General features: G+C 56.5%; 18 protein-coding genes and 1 tRNA gene. 10 read left to right on the top strand and 9 right to left on the bottom strand.

The window, feature by feature from the left end:
* Nucleotides 1-15: 15 nt before the first annotated feature.
* From AB3X55_04430 to AB3X55_04415, 4 genes are all read right to left on the bottom strand, one after another.
* Nucleotides 16-459 carry an N-acetyltransferase family protein gene (locus tag AB3X55_04430; protein ID MEX0502820.1) on the bottom strand — a complete coding sequence of 148 codons (444 nt, stop codon included), beginning with the start codon at nucleotides 457-459 and terminating at the stop codon, nucleotides 16-18.
* A gap of 259 nt (nucleotides 460-718) precedes the next feature.
* Complete coding sequence (locus tag AB3X55_04425; GenBank protein ID MEX0502819.1) at nucleotides 719-1453, bottom strand: hypothetical protein; 735 nt, start codon at nucleotides 1451-1453, stop codon at nucleotides 719-721.
* A gap of 152 nt (nucleotides 1454-1605) precedes the next feature.
* On the bottom strand, nucleotides 1606-2196 hold the full coding sequence (locus AB3X55_04420) for a recombinase family protein (protein MEX0502818.1): 591 nt from the start codon (nucleotides 2194-2196) through the stop codon (nucleotides 1606-1608).
* Nucleotides 2197-2558: 362 nt separating this feature from the next.
* Nucleotides 2559-4160 (bottom strand): FG-GAP repeat domain-containing protein, encoded by a 1602-nt coding sequence (locus tag AB3X55_04415; GenBank protein ID MEX0502817.1) that lies wholly within the window; start codon nucleotides 4158-4160, stop codon nucleotides 2559-2561.
* A gap of 91 nt (nucleotides 4161-4251) precedes the next feature.
* Here AB3X55_04415 and AB3X55_04410 point away from each other — a divergent pair, with 91 nt between their 5' ends.
* The 4 genes from AB3X55_04410 to AB3X55_04395 all read left to right on the top strand — a co-directional run bounded on the left by AB3X55_04410 (nucleotide 4252) and on the right by AB3X55_04395 (nucleotide 6691).
* Nucleotides 4252-4593, top strand: a complete 342-nt coding sequence (locus AB3X55_04410; GenBank protein MEX0502816.1) for a cupin domain-containing protein — start codon at nucleotides 4252-4254, stop codon at nucleotides 4591-4593.
* 171 nt (nucleotides 4594-4764) lie between these two features.
* Nucleotides 4765-5535 (top strand): hypothetical protein, encoded by a 771-nt coding sequence (locus tag AB3X55_04405; GenBank protein ID MEX0502815.1) that lies wholly within the window; start codon nucleotides 4765-4767, stop codon nucleotides 5533-5535.
* Between the two features lie 103 nt (nucleotides 5536-5638).
* The gene (locus AB3X55_04400; protein MEX0502814.1) at nucleotides 5639-6061 is read left to right on the top strand and encodes a VOC family protein; all 423 of its coding nucleotides are present in this window, start codon (nucleotides 5639-5641) and stop codon (nucleotides 6059-6061) included.
* A gap of 3 nt (nucleotides 6062-6064) precedes the next feature.
* Nucleotides 6065-6691, top strand: a complete 627-nt coding sequence (locus AB3X55_04395; GenBank protein ID MEX0502813.1) for a LysE/ArgO family amino acid transporter — start codon at nucleotides 6065-6067, stop codon at nucleotides 6689-6691.
* Nucleotides 6692-6734: 43 nt separating this feature from the next.
* On the opposite strand, the gene AB3X55_04390 is transcribed toward AB3X55_04395, so the two are convergent.
* The 3 genes from AB3X55_04390 to AB3X55_04380 all read right to left on the bottom strand — a co-directional run bounded on the left by AB3X55_04390 (nucleotide 6735) and on the right by AB3X55_04380 (nucleotide 7855).
* Entirely contained in the window at nucleotides 6735-6950 is a 216-nt protein-coding gene (locus AB3X55_04390; protein ID MEX0502812.1) for a DUF3126 family protein, read from the bottom strand.
* 82 nt (nucleotides 6951-7032) lie between these two features.
* A complete protein-coding gene (locus AB3X55_04385) occupies nucleotides 7033-7314 on the bottom strand; it encodes a hypothetical protein (protein ID MEX0502811.1) in 282 nt (93 codons plus the stop codon).
* 211 nt (nucleotides 7315-7525) lie between these two features.
* The gene (locus AB3X55_04380) at nucleotides 7526-7855 is read right to left on the bottom strand and encodes a DUF2794 domain-containing protein (protein MEX0502810.1); all 330 of its coding nucleotides are present in this window, start codon (nucleotides 7853-7855) and stop codon (nucleotides 7526-7528) included.
* Between the two features lie 228 nt (nucleotides 7856-8083).
* Between AB3X55_04380 and AB3X55_04375 the strand changes: the two genes are divergently transcribed.
* From AB3X55_04375 to der, 3 genes are all read left to right on the top strand, one after another.
* Complete coding sequence (locus AB3X55_04375; GenBank protein ID MEX0502809.1) at nucleotides 8084-8710, top strand: tetratricopeptide repeat protein; 627 nt, start codon at nucleotides 8084-8086, stop codon at nucleotides 8708-8710.
* An 80-nt stretch (nucleotides 8711-8790) separates the two neighbouring features.
* Nucleotides 8791-10125: a PQQ-binding-like beta-propeller repeat protein gene (locus AB3X55_04370; GenBank protein ID MEX0502808.1), complete on the top strand. Its 1335-nt coding sequence runs from the start codon at nucleotides 8791-8793 to the stop codon at nucleotides 10123-10125.
* 67 nt (nucleotides 10126-10192) lie between these two features.
* On the top strand, nucleotides 10193-11632 hold the full coding sequence (gene der, locus AB3X55_04365) for a ribosome biogenesis GTPase Der (GenBank protein MEX0502807.1): 1440 nt from the start codon (nucleotides 10193-10195) through the stop codon (nucleotides 11630-11632).
* Nucleotides 11633-11638: 6 nt separating this feature from the next.
* On the opposite strand, the gene AB3X55_04360 is transcribed toward der, so the two are convergent.
* A complete protein-coding gene (locus AB3X55_04360; GenBank protein ID MEX0502806.1) occupies nucleotides 11639-12613 on the bottom strand; it encodes an N-formylglutamate amidohydrolase in 975 nt (324 codons plus the stop codon).
* 223 nt (nucleotides 12614-12836) lie between these two features.
* Between AB3X55_04360 and AB3X55_04355 the strand changes: the two genes are divergently transcribed.
* Nucleotides 12837-12911, top strand: a tRNA-Val gene (locus AB3X55_04355).
* Nucleotides 12912-13312: 401 nt separating this feature from the next.
* On the opposite strand, the gene AB3X55_04350 is transcribed toward AB3X55_04355, so the two are convergent.
* Nucleotides 13313-17014, bottom strand: a complete 3702-nt coding sequence (locus AB3X55_04350) for a hydantoinase B/oxoprolinase family protein (protein MEX0502805.1) — start codon at nucleotides 17012-17014, stop codon at nucleotides 13313-13315.
* Nucleotides 17015-17306: 292 nt separating this feature from the next.
* Between AB3X55_04350 and AB3X55_04345 the strand changes: the two genes are divergently transcribed.
* Together AB3X55_04345 and AB3X55_04340 are read left to right on the top strand one after the other, a co-directional pair.
* Complete coding sequence (locus AB3X55_04345; GenBank protein MEX0502804.1) at nucleotides 17307-18455, top strand: fatty acid desaturase; 1149 nt, start codon at nucleotides 17307-17309, stop codon at nucleotides 18453-18455.
* A complete protein-coding gene (locus AB3X55_04340) occupies nucleotides 18452-19489 on the top strand; it encodes a LacI family DNA-binding transcriptional regulator (protein ID MEX0502803.1) in 1038 nt (345 codons plus the stop codon). Before AB3X55_04345 ends, AB3X55_04340 begins: the two co-directional genes overlap by 4 nt.
* The last annotated feature ends 111 nt before the right edge of the window (nucleotides 19490-19600 follow it).

Genomic DNA, 19600 nt, shown 5'->3' with positions numbered 1-19600 from the left:
ATTTAGGGGGGATATTTAGTCCAATTCTATTTCATACACAGTCCAATTAGTTTTTGTCGCAACTTTGTCATAAAATGCTCGGGCACGATAATTATCATCTTTTGTATTCCATCGGATTTTTGTCCATTTCTCTCGTTTGCCGATTGATTTTATTTCGTCCATCAAAAGTTGTGCGGCATCGCTTCCTCTCTCTTGAGGTATAACCACTAAATCATGCAAAAAACCTACATTTATCGCTCTAAGTGGATTAGGTAATGCCCTGAAATGTGCGAGACCAATCAATTTGCCGTCAAAATCGGCAACAATTCCAGTCAGAGGGTTTTCGTTATCCATCAACCAATTCCAAGTTGTAGACACCCCCTCTTCAGTTAGTTCTGATTGGTAGTGTTCTGCATAAACTCTATAAACCTCTAACCAATCATCATAATCTGACACACTTAACGGACGAATTGAAACCACTGAGCACCCCCAAAAATGTATCTCAAACTCAAATTTATGTTTGTTCTGAATTACTAACTCTTAACAGTAATATTCACAATAAGCATCTTTTGTGTAGCGATCTCTAGGAAAAGGAGTGTTGAAATAAATAATCAGTTTCTTCATCTCTGTTTCCTTTAGGCAATAGAATAAGATGCGAGGGAAACCAATGTTTCCACCGTTCTACTCAACCACATATCCCTATCGGCAGACGCAACGCATAGAGACTGATTAGTGGTTGTTATTTCTGTCGCATTTTCATCAGTTCTTTGTCGGTGTTTTGTTTCTCATCCACACCAATAAAGAAATGATTGTCATAATCATCAAAGTGCATCTTTTTAGATGCGTATTTGGTTGAACCAACCTTATTCCTTATCTTTTGGACTTGAAAATAAGGGTGTTCAACTAAACTCTCGGTAGCAAAATGGAAGGCATCCTTCGTTTGATAAAACACTTTCTTTCGTTTGTTTGAGTTGTGTTTTGTTCCTTCACCTACCATCCATTTCCAATACAAATCGTTCCAAGCATTTGCATCGTGGTTCTTTGGTGAGTGCAGCAGAAGGTGATAATGCAACTGGTGTTTATCACCTGTCACATCACCTTCTTGGAAACCCATAACCCAAAACTTGTCCTCTGGTTTTCTTTTTTCCCATCTACGAGACAAGTGTTTCTTGTTCATCTTGAATAGCAAGAGTCTCAACCTTTCGCACAACTCTGGATACGACAAAGGTTGGGAAGGTGAAGGTTCAATATCAATGCGATGCGTAAAGTTCATCTGGGCAAAATGGTTTTGGAAAATCCATTTACTGAAACCCTTTTTGATTACTTTGTATTCGTCACTTGAGAGATGTTTTTTCCAACAAGCAAAGGACTCCGGTTCATCACAATCACAATGGGTAGAAGGCAAGGAGCAACCTTCTTCCCATTTCATCATCAAGTAGTCTTTCCAAAGTCGTAGTTCTTTATTCTTGTCCATCTCGTTTTGTTTTTTTCACCTCATAAACAACAGATAAGAAAGAAAACGACATCCTATTTTTTCTAATCTTTCTGTTCATATATTTAGAATATCTCTCACTTTCATATGACTTACCCCAAAGTGCGTCACACTTTACGCAAGCATCCTAAAACTTACGCAAACTCTGGCAAAAACTTACGCAGTGTTTGATTAGAAACCTTGAACTCTTTGGTGAGTTTACGGAAACCCCAACCTTCGTTTCGTTTCTGTAGGATTTGTTCCTTCACTTCATCCGTAAGGTTGGATTTTTTACCCCAACTTCCGTCACCTTTGCGTCTGGCATTTGCGATACCAGACTTCACACGGTGACTGATGTTGAAGAGTTCCATTTTGGAAATGGCAGACAACATCGTTGCAACCATCTCACCCATCGGTGTTGAGGTATCTATACTTTCTTTGACTGACACCAGATTTACATTCCAGAGTTTCAGTTCTTCAAGAAGGTTTAGAAGTAGGGCAGGTGTTCCAGCAAATCGTGAGAGTTCATCACTAACCACCAACTTGAACTTCCTTTGACGAGCATTTTTGATGAGTTTGTCTAGAGCAGGGCGGTTACGGGTTGTTCGGGCAAATCCCTCATCAACATATTCTTCTACAACCTCGTATTCCATCCGTTCGCAGTAGGCACGAACCTCGTGCAACTGACGGTCAACATCCTGTCCAAGATTGTCTGTTGAAATGCGAGCATAGATGGAAACTTTCACTTTCAAACCCCTTTCAAAATTTCACCATTATCATACTGAAATTATAGCGAAAAGTTGTTTCAAAGTCAATAGAAAAATAAGCAAAAACAATAGTTTATAGATTTATACACAATCGTCATTTGTTTTGAAAACAAGTGGAACAAATGATTTGTTTTCGTAATGCGTGATAAACTGTTATGGTCATTGAAGAATCACTAACCACTTGATTTGATTTATGTTTTGCGAGTTTCAAAGTAGTTTCAAACTTTTGAAAAGTTGTTTAGAAACAATGACTTAAAATGTTTTCGTTATTGAGTGGGAGTGACCCCGTTCACCCGGGCGCGGCGGTGCGCCCATGCCCCATCGCGCGCGACCTGCGGGTGTCAGAAAAAGTCATGTTCAATGCCTGAATAATCCGTGGATGTCGGCCCGTTCGGATCCAGCGGTTCATTGCGGATATTGGCCGGGTGGAAAGAATCTGATCCGCGATAGGTCTTTCCATCCCCGGTCGGATAATAGGTTTGCGGCGCGTCGTAATGCGTCAGCGACAGGCCAAGCCCCTGTGCCTTTTCGATGAGTCTGGTCCGGGCCAGCCGGTCCGCCGCGGACGTTTCGTCAAAATCGAAATATTGCGGGTCTTCAATTCTGTAGAACGAGAACACCCCGTTCCCGTCATTGCGCCAGACCAGTTTGTCGATCTTCGTGAAATCCAGAAGGCCTGTATAGGCCATCATCTCGCCATGCCATCTCTCGCCATGCTGTTCGTAAACCAGATCGACCCTGCCATCATCTTTCAGGTCACAGGCGGTGATCCAGGCGAGCCAGAAAATGGGGCTGTGATGGATCAGAACTGGCTCTGAAAACGTTCGATCTGTGTGGCGCACCGTCTGGATCTTGAATCCGACATACCAGCCCTTGCGCTTCTTCATTCCCTTCAGGCTCGACAGGACGGCCAGTTCCATTTTTCCGTCGCCGTCAAAATCGGCAAAATCGATGTCATGCATGACCTGATCGTCAAAGCCGCTGATGACCTGCCTGTCTGAAAACTCCCCGGTGCCATCGCCCCAGAAAATAGCCAGCGGTTCTTCATGTCCGTCCAGCAGCACATCCAGATTGCCGTCATCATCCACGTCCCACAGGACCATATTGTAATTGCGCCCTATATCGCTGAACAGCGTGCTGTGGCTGAAGGTGCCGTCACCATTGTTCAGATAGAGCAGAACCTCGTTATTGGGTCCGGGCGTGACCAGAATATCGACATCACCATCATTGTCGATATCGCCGGAACTTCCGCCGTGGAACAGGCTTTTCGGCCCCGGCAGTCTGGTGACTTCATAGCTGCCATCGGGCTGGCTTAGCATGATGTCGTTGTGGCGGGGCTCATAGGGCGCAAAATCCGGCCCATGCTGGATGAAGGCCACGTCATGTCGTCCGTCATTGTTGAAATCATTGGTGATGATCTTTCGTGCCATCTGGAAGCTGGTGTTTGCCGGCACGGCAAAGTCGGCATTCCGGCTGTAGAAATGATACGGGAAGGCAGACCTGTTTCGGGCGCTGTGGTCGGGATGGTGCGGCAACGGGTAATCCCCGAGCGGCTCGTCCCACGCACCGGTGATGAATTCGGGAACGGTGTCGCCGTCGAGGTCCGCATAGGTATAGTTGACCTCGCTGACAATGATGTTGTCACGACCGGAAAATCTGGGTTTGTGACCGGGTTTGGTCGCGACATCACACATGATCGCCGATCGCAGATACCGGGATGAGGTTTGATTGATGTCCGAGGCATGTGCAAGACTGCCAGCCAGTGAAAACACAAAGATCAGGGTAAGTCTTGCCACCATGCCACAGCCCATTTTCCAGAACGCCTCGTCAAACCGGTCATAAAGACTGGATGCTAGTCCATATGCGGCTTCCGGCCAACGCCTGCCTTGCGGCATCGCCGGAAAGACGCCGCCGGTTTCGCCCTGTCTAGCTGCGATGCTCAAGAATGCTGTGACGGTGTTGTAAGCTTGCAAAGCCGAACAAGGACATAATAATGGACAGTCATGATGGTGCAATCAGGGGGCGGGGATGCCGATGTCAGTGATCAGCAATGACACAGCCGAACATTACATCTGGGGAGATGGCTGTGACGGATGGCATCTGGTCATGTCGGAGTGTCTGAGCGTCATCCACGAACGGATGCCGCCAGGTCGCGCCGAAACCATGCATTATCACCAGCACGCCGAACAATTCTTCTTTGTCCTGTCAGGTATCGCGACAATGGAAATTGCGGGGAAGGCATTCACCATTCATCCCCACCACGGCATCCACGTAACCGCCGGGCTGCCCCATCGGATCAGCAATCGGCATCATGCCGATCTGGTGTTCACCGTTACATCGACGCCGCCAAGCCATGACGACAGGATAGAGGTGTAAGGTATCATCTGCACCCAAACATTATATTTATTAAATATAATTAACAATTTATTAACTAACTGTCTGTTATCTTTCGCCTATTAGGGGCCGTATGGCCTTGCCAGCTTTGGTGAAACATGAACAGGACATAATCAGAACATGAAGAGGATTTGTTTTTCATCTGCGGGTAGGATGCTGTTTGCTGGATGTCTGTCCCTTGTCGCCTTGGGTTCGGTCGCGACTGGCGCGCCTCTCTATCCAAATTCCGTGGTGTCGAACGACCTTGAATTCATCGCCACCTCGGACGACAGCGCCTTTGCCTGTCTGAGTTTTGAAGGCCGGCGCGAAGCCGAGATGCCGGACAAGCGTACCAACAGTCTGATGGTCAAGGACGCCTTTATCTTTACCGCCAATTATACAGACGGGACAACGGTCGGGCTGTGGGCACATGCGAAATTCAAATCGGAGAAGAAGGCACTGCAGTCAGTGGAGCCCGTTGCCGAGGCTGTCGGCAAGCTGCCGACATTCATGCGTGCCACCCTTGACCATGTCGTGATCCACCGCGGTGACGAAACCGCCTTTGGCGAGAGCGAGGGCCATTTCTTCGTCCTCTATTCGGCTAACATCAAGACCCGCATCCGCAATCACGATCTTGAGGAAACCGTGTTCCACGAATCGGTTCATGCGACGCTGGACAGTAAATATGTTCGTTCGAAAGAATGGCTGGCGGCGCAAAAGGCGGATGGTGACTTCATCACGAAATATGCAAAGCGCCTGCCGAAAAAGGAAGATATGGCGGAATCGGCGCTGTTCGCCTGGACCATGATCATGCATCCGGGCCGCCTGCCGGCGAATGTCGAGGCGCGGGCAAGAGAGATCATGCCAAATCGACTTGCCTTCCTGGAGGGCCTGTTCCTTGCCAAGCCGGTTTTTTACAAGGTTCGGAACCAGCGCGGGTGCTGACACATGCTGTGTCATGACGGGATGGTGGTATCGCCCCCTTGTGTCCGCATTGAAGCCGCGTCTAGAGTGACGGGATGTACACAACAGGGTGCCGACCCGGACCATGATCACATCCATTGACCATATCGTCATGACGGCCTCTGATCCGGACGCCACGATTGCCTTTTACTGTGACATCCTGGGTATGGAGCTGCAGACCTTTCACCCGGCTGATGGCAGCCCGGCGCGGCGGGCGCTGTGTTTTGGCCAGCAGAAGATCAACCTCCATGATGCGGCGTCACCCTATGTGCCACATGCCCGCCAGCCGGTGGCCGGTGCGGTCGATCTGTGTTTCCTCAGCGACATGCCGATCGCCGAATGGCAGCAACGCTTTGCCGCGCATGGGATTGCGCTTGAACATGGGCCTGTTGAAAAGACCGGTGCCACCGGGCCGCTATGGTCTGTCTATGTGCGTGATCCGGACGGAAACCTGATCGAGATCTCCAATCTCATGCCTGCGGGCGGCGGTTCCGGCCAGGTGGTGTAGCGCGTGCCTCTGTCGTCATTTGCCACCGGATTTGCCCTCGGCTTTTCCTTGATTCTGGCGATCGGCGCACAGAATGCCTTTGTGCTGCGTCAGGGGCTGATGCGGCGTCATGTACTGGCGGTTGTGTCGTTCTGTGCGCTGGCAGACATGCTGCTGATTGTTGTCGGTGTGGCGGGCATATCCCTGTTGATTGCGGATCTTGCATCACGCTATGCGCCGGCGCTGTTCGGTTTTGCCGCGCTCTGGCTTGCCGGGTACGGGGTGCTTCGTGTTCGCAGTGCATGTACCGCCAGCGGCATCGGCAGTGACAATGGGGGCGAGGCTGCCGGTTTGCTGCCAACGCTGGCGACTGTTGCCGTTCTGACCTTCGGCAATCCGCATGTCTATCTTGATACGGTGGTGTTGATCGGCACGGTGTCGCTGCAATTCGACGGCGCGGACAGGCTTGCCTATGGCGCGGGTGCCGCCACCTCCAGTCTGGTGTTCTTTTTCAGCCTTGGTTATGGCGCCTCATTGCTGGCACCGCAGATGAAACGGCCCAATGCCTGGCGCATTCTGGATATGGTGATCGCGCTGGTGATGTTCGCGCTGGCCATTGGCATGGCGCGCGCCGGTGGCTGGCTTGGCTAGGGGCGAGGGTGGTTGATGAATGATGGGGGGCAGGAGCCCCGCCTTACATGTCGTCCAGATCTTCACCCAGGATCGTAATCTGGACGTGGAAGCAGACCTCGCCATCCTCGTCATCCTGAAAGACCACGCCGATGAATTCGTCTTCCAGCATCAGGTCAGCCGAATCATCCTTGTTTTCGCGCCTGGCGAGTGACAGTCGTTTGTTGCCGAAACGCTGACGCAAATAGCTTTGCACCCGTGCGGTATCACTTGCGTTCATTGGCTGCCTCTCTTTTCTGTTGTCCAAACTCGGCCTGTTCTATCGTATGGATGCAGGGCTGTCCATGACCTGAGCATATTTCCTAGCCATAGCGGGCAATCTGGCCGCCGCCATGGCGCGGCCAGGCAGGGCGTGTGGCGACATCGCGCGCGTCGCATGATGTGCATCGCATGCGTCCGCCAAGCTCGGGAACAGGAAACATCGGGCCAAGTCTGGCAATCAGCGGCGCGGTATCGAGTTCGGCATTGTGACCACACCGATGGCACCAGCAGAAGACCCGTAATCCGTCAGTTGCCAGATCCCCCAATGTTGTCGGGTTCGCCGGCTCGTGGCGCGCGGTCAGCTGGCGTTTGAATGCTCCCATGGCCGTCCCCTTCGATGATTGTCATCAGGCCAGCTGTATGGCAATGGTCTGATGTTCATGATTTGTTCTAATTAAGTGATATCTGATTGAGTTGTCTACAACAAGAGGTGACTTACGGTTTGATGCCGCGTCACGAATGGCGGGTATCATGGTGTGGATGAATATTAGACAGCCAAGATGGCTGTGAAGAACCGGCTGGCGGATGAGGGGATCAGCCGCTGATCAGTCGTGGCAGCTTGTTGAAATGGCCAATCACATCGGTCACCGAGTTCGACCGACACAGAACACGGTTGCGATCACGCAGCAGGAACTGTGCCTTTTCCTTTGGATGGCGTTGTTTCTTTTCAATCACGAATAGCGGGGTTTCGTGCGTATGGCGGAAGATCGAGAACAGGGCCGACCCTTGTAAATGGTCCAGCGCATAGTCCCGCCATTCGCCTGCGGCAACGCGCGCGCTGTAGGCAGCCAGTATCTGGCCGAGTTCGGTTCTGGAGAAATAAAGCTGGCGTCGAAGTTTCTTTGGAACGGACACGCGTGACACGTCAGACTTTCACCCGCTTTTCTGTTGGATGTTCTGCGACTTGTCGTTATGTTGGGGCACGTTTACCCCGGCTGTCAACCGGTGCCCGCTTCCGGCATTGGCCTCGACGATATGGCTGGGGTTCAGGTCACCCTGTATGATACCGGGTCTAGAACGGGTCTTCAGGAGTCTGCAATCTCCAACTGGGGCTGTCCCGATCGGTTAGGACCGGTGGCAGTGTGTCTGTGAATGGCTGATATTTTTGATGAAATTGAAGAAGATCTGAAGCGCGACCGCACACAGGCGCTGTGGACCAGATATGGCAAATATGTCATTGCCGCGGCGGCCGCTGTTGTGCTTGGCGTTGGCGCATCGCAGGGCTTTTCCGCCTGGACAAGGTCACAGGCCGAAGCGGCAGCCAACCTGTATCAGCAATCGCTTGCCGCTGATGACGCGGTGGCAGCGCTGGAACAGAATATCGGACAGCTGACCGATGGTTATGCACTTCTTGGCAGATTCCAGATTGCCGCCGGCCTTGCCAAGGCGGGTGACGCCGATGCCGCCGAGGCGGGTTATCTCGCCATTGCCGAAGACGGGACGGTTGCGGGTCTGTATCAGGATGCGGCCTTGCTTCTGTCGGCGATGAATGCGCCGGATACCCGGCCCGCGGCCGAGCTTCAGGCGCGTATTGCGCCGCTGGCCGATGGCGCCGGCCCGTGGAAGCCGATGGCGCTGGAACTTGGCGCGGCGCTTGATCTCAAGGATGGCAATACGGATGCCGCCCTGACAAAGCTGGAAATGATTGTCGACCTTGCCGATGTGTCGGCCGAACTCCGGCAGCGGGCAGCGCGCCTCGTTGCCATCCTGAAATCCTGAAGGCGCCACAGCACGTGACTGACATGCCCATGACACCGCTCTCGCAACTCCGGCTGGTACCTGCATCATGGACCGGGCACATGGCTGATGCCGGCCGGCAGGCGCGCCGGATGCTGGGTCTGGTGGGGTGTGTGGCGGTTCTTGGTCTGGCAGCCTGCACGCCGCCTGAACCGATTCTCAAGGGCACACGCATTTCGGTATTGCCGGAAATCCGGCTTGAAGCTGTCGATCCGGCGGCACAGGCCGAAGGGGCGGGGCTGCCTGCCGTCGTCATTATCAATTCAGCCCCGATGCCGGGCCTGTCGGCTGGTCATGCTGGCGGCAATCCGCGTCTACAGGCGCCATTGACGGTAAGCTGGCGCGCCGATATCGGCGGCAAGGGAACCTCTCTGGCCGAGCTGACACAGCCGGTTGTCGGCGATGGCAGAGTCTTTACCGTTGCGCCAAACGGCGTTGTGTCGGCCTTTGACGTGCGCGAGGGTGGCCAGATCTGGTCGACCCGGATCGAGGATATCGAGGATGATCCGTTTCCGGGCATTGCCGGTGGGCTTGCCCTGTCGCGTGAGGGGCTTGTCGTTCATGCCGGTGGTCGCCGGCTGGCGCTTCTCAACCCGTCCGACGGATCGGTCCTGTGGGGAATTCAAACCGATGTCCAGCTGCGCGGCAGTCCAACAATCATCGGCTCGGATCGTGTTGCGGTAACCGATCTGGACGGGAATATGACGCTGCTTACCCTGGTTTCGGGGGAGCGTCTCTGGCAGCATTTTGGCATTGTCAGCAACACCGTGCTGTTCGGCGCGCCGTCGCCGGCCTTTGCCAATGATGAGATCGTCCTTGCCGGTGCCGCTGGCGAGGTATCCTATTTCGATGCGGCATCCGGTGAATTGCTGTGGACGGACTCGGTCGCCTCGTTGTTGCCGCGCACCGCCATTCAGGGGCTTGGTGATGTCCGGGCCACGCCGGTTCACGATGGCGGACTGATTTTCGTGGTCAGCCAGTCGGGCCGTTTTGTGGCGTTCAGTGCCCGCAACGGTCTGCCGGTATGGGAACGCGCCATTGGTGGGATCGAGATGCCATGGGTGGCTGGCGAGACGGTGTTCGTGCTGTCGATCGATGGGCGGCTCTATGCGCTGCGGCGCTCTGACGGCGCGGTCCGCTGGATCACCGAGCTTGACGGCGCGGTGCCGATTGATGTTGTGGTGCCGGAAGACCCGCCGCGCTATGTTGGCCCGGTCGTGGCCGGTGACACGGTGTATGTTGTGTCGCGCAATGGCCTTGTGCAGGCGTTTGACGCGGATACCGGTGCGGCCGGTGACGTCCTTTCCGCAGGACAGGATATTCTGACGCCGCCGCAGGTGGCCGGTGGCAGAATGTTCCTTTTGGGACAGAACGGCACCCTGATCGCCGTCGAATAGGTCCGCTGGCGCCGTCGGCGCTGACGGCCAGCTTGGGAATGACATCTTTCGCCATGAGCCTTTGTGTATGTCTGTAACGATCGCCATTGTGGGCCGGCCGAATGTTGGCAAATCGACTCTGTTCAACAGGCTTGTCGGGCGCCAGCACGCGATTGTCGATGACCAGCCAGGTGTGACCCGTGACCGGCGCGAGGGGGATGCCACGCTTGCCGGACTCGAATTCCGGGTGATCGACACGGCCGGGCTTGAGGAAGCGGCGACAGGCAGTCTGGAAGACCGTATGCGTCTGCAGACGGAACGCGCCATCGAGCTTGCCGATGTAACCATGATGGTTATTGATGCGCGCGCCGGGGTGACGCCGGCCGACAAGTTCTTTGCCGATCAGATCCGCCGTTCGGGCGCGCAGGTCATTCTTCTTGCCAATAAATGCGAAGGCCGCGCCGGCGTTGCCGGTCTTGCCGAAGCGTGGGAGCTGGGGCTTGGTGAGCCGGTGCCGATTTCCGCGGCGCATGGCGAGGGGCTTGTGGATCTGCATGATGCCATCATCGAAGGCGCGCGGGTGGCCGGCATCGACATGCTTGCCGCGGATGACGATGACGAATTTGTGGATGATGAGGGTTCGGATGAACCGCCGCTTGACGAGGATGGCAATCCGGTCGAGATCTGGCAGGATCCACAGGCCGACCAGCCGATGCGGATTGCCGTTGTCGGGCGGCCGAATATGGGCAAATCGACCCTGATCAACAGGTTGCTTGGTGAAGACAGGCTGTTGACCGGGCCTGAGGCCGGCATCACCCGCGATTCCATCGAGCTTCCCTTTACCTGGAAGGGCCGGTCCTATCGGCTGGTTGATACCGCCGGCATGCGCCGCCGCGCCCGGATCAGCAACAAGGTTGAACAGCTGATGGTGGAAGACGCGTTGCGGTCGATCCAGTTCGCGCATCTGTGTCTGCTGCTGATCGACGCCAACGAGGAGGTTCACAAGCAGGATCTGGCAATCGCCAGGCTGATCGCCGAAGAAGGGCGCGGTCTGGTGATCGGGGCCAATAAATGGGATGCCGTTCGTGACCGCCAGTCGGCCACCAAACGCATCGACGACCGGCTGGAAACATCGCTGGCGCAGCTGCGTGGGGTGCCTGTGATCAATATGTCGGGGCTTCACGGGCGCGGCTTTGACAGGATGATGGCCGCCGCCGATTCAATGTATGGGCTGTGGAACACGCGCATCGCAACCGGCAGGCTGAATCGCTGGCTTGAAGGCATGCTCGAGGCGCATCCGCCGCCGCTTGTCGATGGTCGTCGGCTTCGCATCCGCTATATGACCCAGATCAAGACACGGCCACCGACCTTTGCCCTGTTTGTCAGCCGGCCAGCATCGCTTCCCGAAAGCTATCTCCGGTATCTGACGACAGGATTGCGGACGGATTTCGGCTTGTGGGGCGTTCCTGTGCGGATGGTGATGCGCAAGGGCGACAACCCCTATGCCCACAAGGCACGGCGGCGCTAGGGCCGGTCAGGCTGCCGCCCGCCCGGTTTCGGCCAGAAAGCGGCCAAGTGCCCCGATATGCCTGCGAAGCGTCGCGGCCCGCACGGGGTCGAGCCGGTTCGCCCCATCCATGTAGAGCGCCCTGTTGAGTTCGATCTGAACCGCCTGTCGCGGGGTTCGTGCATCGCCATAGCTGCGTGTGATAAAGCCGCCGGCATAGGGGTGGTTCCAGCTGACCGACAATCCACATTCCTGAAGAAAACCTGTCAGTGCGGTGGCGGTGGCCCGATCCAGGGTGCTGCCATGGCCGTCGCCGCAGATGATGTCGGGAAGCCGGTTGTTCAGCCTGTCATAGGCCGGCATGGAATGCATGTCGACTAGCAGCGCCCGCCCGTGCCAGGCAACGGCGCTGTCAAGCAGGTGGGACAGCGTTTCATGATAGGGGCGATGCACGAATTGCAGCCGCAAAGCCGCCTCGGTGGGGGGCAGGCTTTTCGCATAGATCGGTGTGCGACCGGCAGTCAGCCGGGGAATCAGCCCATAACCGGCACGAACATGATGACAGGGTGGCGGCGCGTCCACATCACCGGCGAACATCGTCCTGTCGAGCGCCGTTTCCGCCCGGTTCACGTCGAGATAGGCTCTGGCCACGCGGTTGATCACCGTTGGGATCCCGTTGGCGATCAGTTCGGGAAGCAGACAGTCGACACCAAAATCCTCAAGACCCCGCAGCGCCTCGACAGGCTGTGCGGCGGCGTTGATCATGCTGGCCGGATAGGTGCGGCCGGCATGCGGGCAGGATACGACGATCGGCGACGGTGTGCCGGTGGCATAGATGTCGAAGGGGGCGTAATCGGGGTCGGCGATCATCGCTTCGGAAATGATCACGGGCGGCAGCGCGGCATCGGGTCGGGACGCGACATTTGGCGCTGCCGGTGTCGCCCGCCGGCCTGGCTCCGGTGCCTCGACGGGCACCTGATCGATCACAACACTCTCACTCATAACGGCAAGCCTAACATGCTTTCGGCGCACCTCCGAGTCGCTTTGACAGGGCAGGGCAAAAAGGGGCCCGGGCAGGGCAAAAAGGGCTTGCGGATTGTCCGGTCTTGGTGCATCACTACAGCCCTTGGCGACGGCAGAAGCCGCGTCGCCAACCCTCCGCCGCCACGGCACCGGGGCCCGCCTGCGGGATCCGCTGCCACCACCCGACGCGGCGTATGAAATGGGGCGTGTAGCTCAGCGGGAGAGCACTACGTTGACATCGTAGGGGTCACAGGTTCAATCCCTGTCACGCCCACCATTTCTTTATCATGGAAATCAATGGCTTGCGCCGGACGCGCTTGCGAATTCATTTGACGTATCCTGAACAAGCTTCAGCAGAACGATTTTGTTGAAGTCTATGACACGGGTCTCGGCTTGCGCGAAAAGGGCCTAGCTTACATCCGTCCTGATGAGCTTGTCTGGGGTAACACAGCGCCATAAAAGGCCCGGACGGACAGGGACACACCCCTAAGGGGGGGTCTGTCCGTGCTGTGTTTGAGGAGTGAAATTTGGAATAAATTCCTTGATCAAAAGCTCAAGCGGGTTTGCGAGAACTGTAATGGATGAAGCATCTCATCCGAACTCCTCTGGCAACCCGGATGTTCGTCCAACGGACGAGGCGCGGCTCGACAGGAAACAGACGGTCCGGATCAGTCAGGCTCATAGATTGTCTCCATCGGTTCCGAGCCCGCCACCGCCGGGCAATTCCAATACAAGGGAGAGGCCAGCCGGGACGATTTGCTTGCCTTTGCCCTTCAGTGCCGTTCCGTTCGACAGATAGGCCCGCCCCGCCCGCCCGGCAGCGCCACCATCGCGACCTCGGGCCGGATGTTCAATGCGGTCGAACAGGGCAAAAACAGCGAACGGTGCACCCTCGCTATGTTCGATTTCGATAATCTGTCCATCGCCTCCACGCCACTTGCCGGCACCCCCCGATCCGTCGCGATACATCTTGCGTCGGTAGATCACCGGCGCGATGGATTCGGTGACCTCGACCGATGTGGCGCGCACGCCGGATGGAAAAGCGGTGGCGGACAGGCCCGGCTTGCCTGGCCGTGCGCCGGTGCCGCCGGCATGGAAGATGGTCACCGCAAAGGGCGTCGCATCGCCATAGCTGGTTGGCCCCACAACGCCATGCCCACCGGACAGCATCGGGTTCCACAGGCTGGAACTGCCTTCGGCGGGAACCTGCCCCGGCAGGGCTTTCCCAAGACAGCCAAGAACAACATCGGGCAACATCTGACCTATGACATGACGTACATTGACTGCGCAGGGACGCGGCGCGTTCAGAATTGACCCGGACGGTGCCGTCACCTCGATAGCGGCCAGCGATCCTGCATTGTTGGGAACGCCGCCGCCGATGAGGCAGTGAAGGCCGAACGAGGTATAGGCACAGGTGTAGGTAAGTGGAACATTGATCCCGAATGTGGAGGTGCCCGATGTGCCCGCATAGTCAACGGTGATCCTGTCGGGATGAATTTCCATTCTGGCCTGAAGGGTGATTGGCCTGTCATAGCCGTCAACGGTCATGCTGTTTTCAAACACACCTGACGGTAGACGCCCGATGGCCGCCTCCATTGCCCGGCGTGAGGTGGAAATGATATGGTCGCCCAGCGCGTCAAGATCGCCAAGTCCGGCTTCGCGCATCAGGGCGCTTAATCGGCGCGCGCCGACATCGTTGCTTGAGGCGAGAGAATAGAGATCGCCGACAACCTGTTCAGGTTCGCGCACATTCGCGCGCACGATCTCGAACAGCTGCTCGTTGGCCTGGCCCCGCGAAAAGAGTGGCATGATGGGGACGCACAGCCCTTCTTCGAAAATCTGGCCGCTGTCGGGACTGAACCCGATGCCGCCGATATCAACAACATGAACCGTCGAGGCGAAGAGGCCAACCATATCATCCTCGAGAAACACAGGCGTCACGACGGTGAAGTCGAAGAGATGGCCGGTGCCAAGCCATGGGTCATTGGTCACATAGACATCACCCGGCTGCATACTGGTGGCAGGATATTTCTTAAGGAAGTGTCCAACCGACGCTGCCATCGCGTTGACATGTCCGGGCGTGCCGGTGACGGCCTGTGCCAGCATCCGCCCGTTCGGGTCGAAGACGCCTGCCGAAAGGTCGCCCGACTCACGCACCGACGTTGAAAAGGCCGTGCGCATGATCGCCAGTGCCTGTTCCTCGACAACCGAAATCAGCCGATCCCAGAGAACCTGATAGCGTATCCCCTCGGCAACACCAGTGCTGGCAGTCGTCACGGCGCTGGACCCGTCCCGCATGAGGATCAGATCACCGGTTTTATTCACCTCGGCAGTCCATCCGGCTGGAACGATCGTCGTTGTCTGGGGTTCCTCGATAATCGCCGTGCCGCGCAGCCTGCCGGTGATACGGTGCCGGTCAGTCACGCCTGCCGTGAGGGGCTCGGGTGAGCCTGGGTCGAACAGCTGGCGTTCAGTTGAACCGGTCCGGTCATGCGGGGCACCAGCCCGATGATCGCTCCGGGAATTACGATTGTTCTGGGGATCAGGTGTCGCGTTGATTGTGGTGTCGGTACTGGCGATCAGCGACCAGGTCAAAATCTCGATTTCCATACCTGGAACCAGAAGACCGAACATGGCTTTGTATGCCGCCTCGAATCTGGCCCGGATGGCGTCGCTGGACCGGTCATCGAGCGGGCCGTCCGGCAGTTCGATCTTGATCTCATGACCCTGGCCGACATAACGGGCGTAGCCATGGCGGGTGACGGTCAGATCGGCGTTCGGGGCGGCAAGACCTGCAATGGATGTCGCCTCGGCTTCCATCTCGCCAAGAAGGGAGGTCAGGCCTCTGCTGTCCAGATCGGCAAGTCTGGTATATCTGCTGCGCACAACTTCATACGCTGCCGGGGCCAGAAGAAAGCCCACGGCCGAGCCCACGCCGGCATCCGCCGGCACGATGATCCGGTCGATGCCAAGCTTTGTGGCCAGTCGCGCGGCGTGAAGCGGGGCCCCACCGCCAAAGGCGATCATGGTACGCCCTTCAAGGTCAAGTCCGCGTTCCGCCGCGTGGACACGCGCGGCGCTGGCCATGTTATCATCGACAATTTCGATCATGCCACGGGCCGCATCCATGGGGTTCAACCCCAGCCTGTCGCCGACATGGCTGGCAAGAGCGGCATGGGACGCGGCTGCGTCAAGGGTCATGGTCCCACCAGCGAACCCCACCGGGTCGAGCCTGCCAAGCGCCAGATTGGCATCGGTCACGGTTGCGTCGGTGCCCCCTTGGGCATAGCAGGCGGGTCCGGGGTTTGAGCCGGCGCTGCGCGGCCCGATCCGAATCCGGTCGAGCCTGTCAACCGAGGCGATCGACCCCCCGCCGGCACCGATTTCCACCATTTCGATGACCGGAATTTTCAGAGGGGTGCCGCTTCCCTTCATGAACCGGTGCGCGCGATCCACCTCGAACTCGCGGTTCAGTAGTGGTGCGCCATCGTCAATCAGGCATATTTTTGCCGTGGTCCCGCCCATATCAAAGGATATCAGACGGTCTTCACCAAGCTGCCGGGCCATATGGGCTGCCAGGATCGCGCCACCCGCCGGGCCTGATTCGACAAGTCTGATGGGAAACTGCGACGCTGTCTCGATCGTCACCAGGCTGCCACCGCTGGTCATCAGCAGAAAGGGACAACGCAATCCGCGCGTCACCAGCCTGGTTTCAAGATCGGCAAGATAGCCGGCGATCATTGGTCTGACATAGGCGTTGGCGACGGTAGTGGATTGCCGTTCATATTCCCGGATCTCGGGGCAGACGTCGGATGACAGGGAAATGGATAGCCCGGGCATGGCCTCGCAAAGAATGGCAGCCACACGCTGTTCATGCGCCGGGTTGGCGTAGGCGTGAAGCAACCCCACCGCCACGCTGTCGATGTGCGCGTCCCGCAGTTTGGGGATTACCGCGCGTACCGATGCCTCGTCGAGGGGAAGCAGCGGCTCGCCGCGATAGTTCATCCGCTCACTGACAGACAAACGCAGATCGCGTCCAATCAATGGAGGGCGACGGTCGGCCTGAATGTCATACTGGTCGAACCTGTTCTCGAAAGCCATTTCCAGTGCGTCACGATGGCCTTCGGTGGTGATCAGGGCTGTTCTGGCCCCCCTGCGTTCGATCAGTGCGTTGGTGGCCAGGGTGGTGCCATGCACGATCAGCTCTATGCTGCCGGCCTCCATCCCGGCCTGTTCGAGGATCCGGTCAAAACCCAGCATCAGCCCGTCTGCGGGACGATCGAGGGTGGTCAGCACCTTCACCGTGTGGCGGGTGCCATCGTCCTCAAGAACGAGGTCCGTAAAGGTGCCCCCGATATCGATGGCAAGTCGGATGGTCACTGGTCTGGCTCCAAACGCGTCAAATATTCTGTCATGTCGTCATCCTGAAACTGACCTTACCTGTCCAGCGCGGCAAGAAAAGCCTCAAGTTCCTCGGCGGGAATTCGGACTTGGAAATGCTACCGATCAAATAGGATACTTCAATAAATGTGATTGATGGGTTTTAATCATTTTTGCCCTTTGCTTGATGCGGCTGTTCCGGTTGGCTAATGCCATGGCTGCTCGTGACCCTCGCATTGAGGCTGGGTTGGCAGGGACTCTGATTGCCAGATATTACAGGAGCAATTTTTAGATGAACCCCCTTTCAGACACGATAAGGGATATGAAACTGGTACCGATGCGCGAAGTCAGCAAGACGCTGCAGATTCGCTGGTATCGTTGTCCCGTCGACAAGAAAATCCTTCGCAGCCTGATGACCCCCGACGATGGGCGCGGGTTGTTCATGGCGCTCGGTCATCTTGGCCTCTGGGCGGCAACTGGCGGCATCACCTTCTATCTGTTCTCGCAGCAGATGTGGCTAGGGTTTGTTGCCGCGCTGTTCGCTCACGGCACGGTCGGCTCCTTCTTCACCGCGCCACATCACGAGCTTTGCCATCGCACCGTGTTCAAGACCAAATGGATGAACGAAGCGTTTCTGCGGATTTTTGCGCTTCTTGGCTGGAACAATTTCGAGGTCTATCAGTTCAGCCACAATTATCATCATCGGTTCACCCTGCATCCCGAAGGCGACCGTGAAGAGGTCATGCCGGCGACGCCGTCCTTGCGGGCCCTGTATCTATTGCAACTCCTGACCGTGAACATCTTCGGTGGATACCAGTCGAAGGGCCTCGTGCCGACGTTGCATAATTTTATCGCGATCGCGGCAAACAGGTTTGATAACCCGTTCAATTCATGGGGCGAGGAATTGTATGACGGGTATGATGAGCATCGCCGCCGTGCCAGCATCTGGGCGCGGATCACGCTGCTGTTTCATGGCGTCGTCATCGCTGGCGCCTTCGCCATCGGCCAGCCGATCCTTGCCTTGTTGATCTCGGGCTCCCCGTTCATCGCCAATCTGTGGCGCTATCTTGTCGGGGTGCCTATGCATTGCGGGCTGAAGAGCAGCGAGACCGATTTCCGCAAATCGGTCCGCACCATCACCCTCGACCCGCTGTCCGAATTCCTCTACTGGCACATGAACTGGCATCTCGAGCACCATATGTTCGCCGGTGTTCCCTGTTACAATCTGAAGGCATTGCATGCGGCCACAGTCGATGACATGCCGGCGCCGCGGACGCTGTTTGGTGCCTGGAAGGAAATGCGGGAGACCTGGAAGCGTCAGAAAACGGATCCGGACTACGCCTATGATACGCCGGTGCCAACCGAGGGTCTGCCGAGACGTGGTCGCGATCAGATGGCGGCATCCATTGGTGAACTTGGTCCCGTAGATCTTCGGTCATGACGGCGCGTCGGCAAAAGGTGCGCCTTGAAGATATTGCAAAACATGCCGGCGTCGGTCTTGCTACCGTCGATCGTGTGCTGAATGAACGCGGCGGTGTCAGCGAGCGAACCGTGGCCCGTGTCCTCGACAGCGCGCGCGAGCTTGGCACCAAGCGCATTCTGCCAACCGGCAAACGTCGACAGCTTTCGATCGAGGCGGTTTTTGCGCGCAATGCAACAGCCTATTCCGAGCGGTTGAACCAGTCCCTCGCGGCGGTGAATAAACTGGTCGAGTATCCAGTCACCATCTATCGCACGCATTTCGATGCGAATGACCCGGACAGACTCGTCTCACATCTTCATGCCGCAGCGGACCGCCGTGACGGAATCATTCTTTTCGCAAGCGACCTGCCGGTCATAGCCAGCGCGGTCAGGGATCTGGTCGACAGGACATTCATCGTCACCATCAGTACCGACATCCCCGATAGCGGCAGGCACTGCTATGTCGGAATCGACAATGTCAATGCAGGGCGCTCGGCCGCGAAGCTCAGTGAAGCCATATGTCGTAAGGGCGGGCGCGTGCTTGTCGTCGAACCTGGAACGAACGCGCGTTCAAATCTGGACCGTATCACGGGGTTTTGCCAGTTCTTCACCGACCGGGGCATCGGGGACAAGCTGACGTTATTGCCGCCGCCGGCGACGATCTCGGAAGCCGCATCAAATCTGCTGGCATCACTCCATGAGCAGGATGATTTCCGTGTGCTCTACGGCCCGGCCAACAATGAATTGCTCGAGACCCTGATCGAGTCCGGTCGGCACGAAGAATCGGTCAGATCAATGACCAAGATCGTCCATGATCTCAGCCCCTATTCCATAGAGAACCTGCGATCAGGTCTCATTGACATGGTCATTGACTCGAACCCGATGCAACAGGCCTTTGGGGCCCTGGATTTCATCGCCAGACAACATGGATATGAAACCGTAACAACCATGGCGAATGTCGACTTCCAGTTCTATACCTCCGAAAATCTGCCGCGAACCGACATCATTTCGTGACCTGCCATCAGGTGTCATCTTCTGAGGGTTTTTCATCATTTTTACCCTTTGCGATTGTCCACCTTTCCTGTTGGCTTAGATCAGGTAACCGACAGCCATATCGGTTGTCAG

Source organism: Alphaproteobacteria bacterium LSUCC0719 (genome assembly GCA_040839025.1).
GTDB lineage: Bacteria > Pseudomonadota > Alphaproteobacteria > Puniceispirillales > Puniceispirillaceae > UBA8309.
The sequence above is the reverse complement of the archived record's forward strand: the minus strand, read 5'-3'. Positions and strand labels throughout refer to the sequence as shown.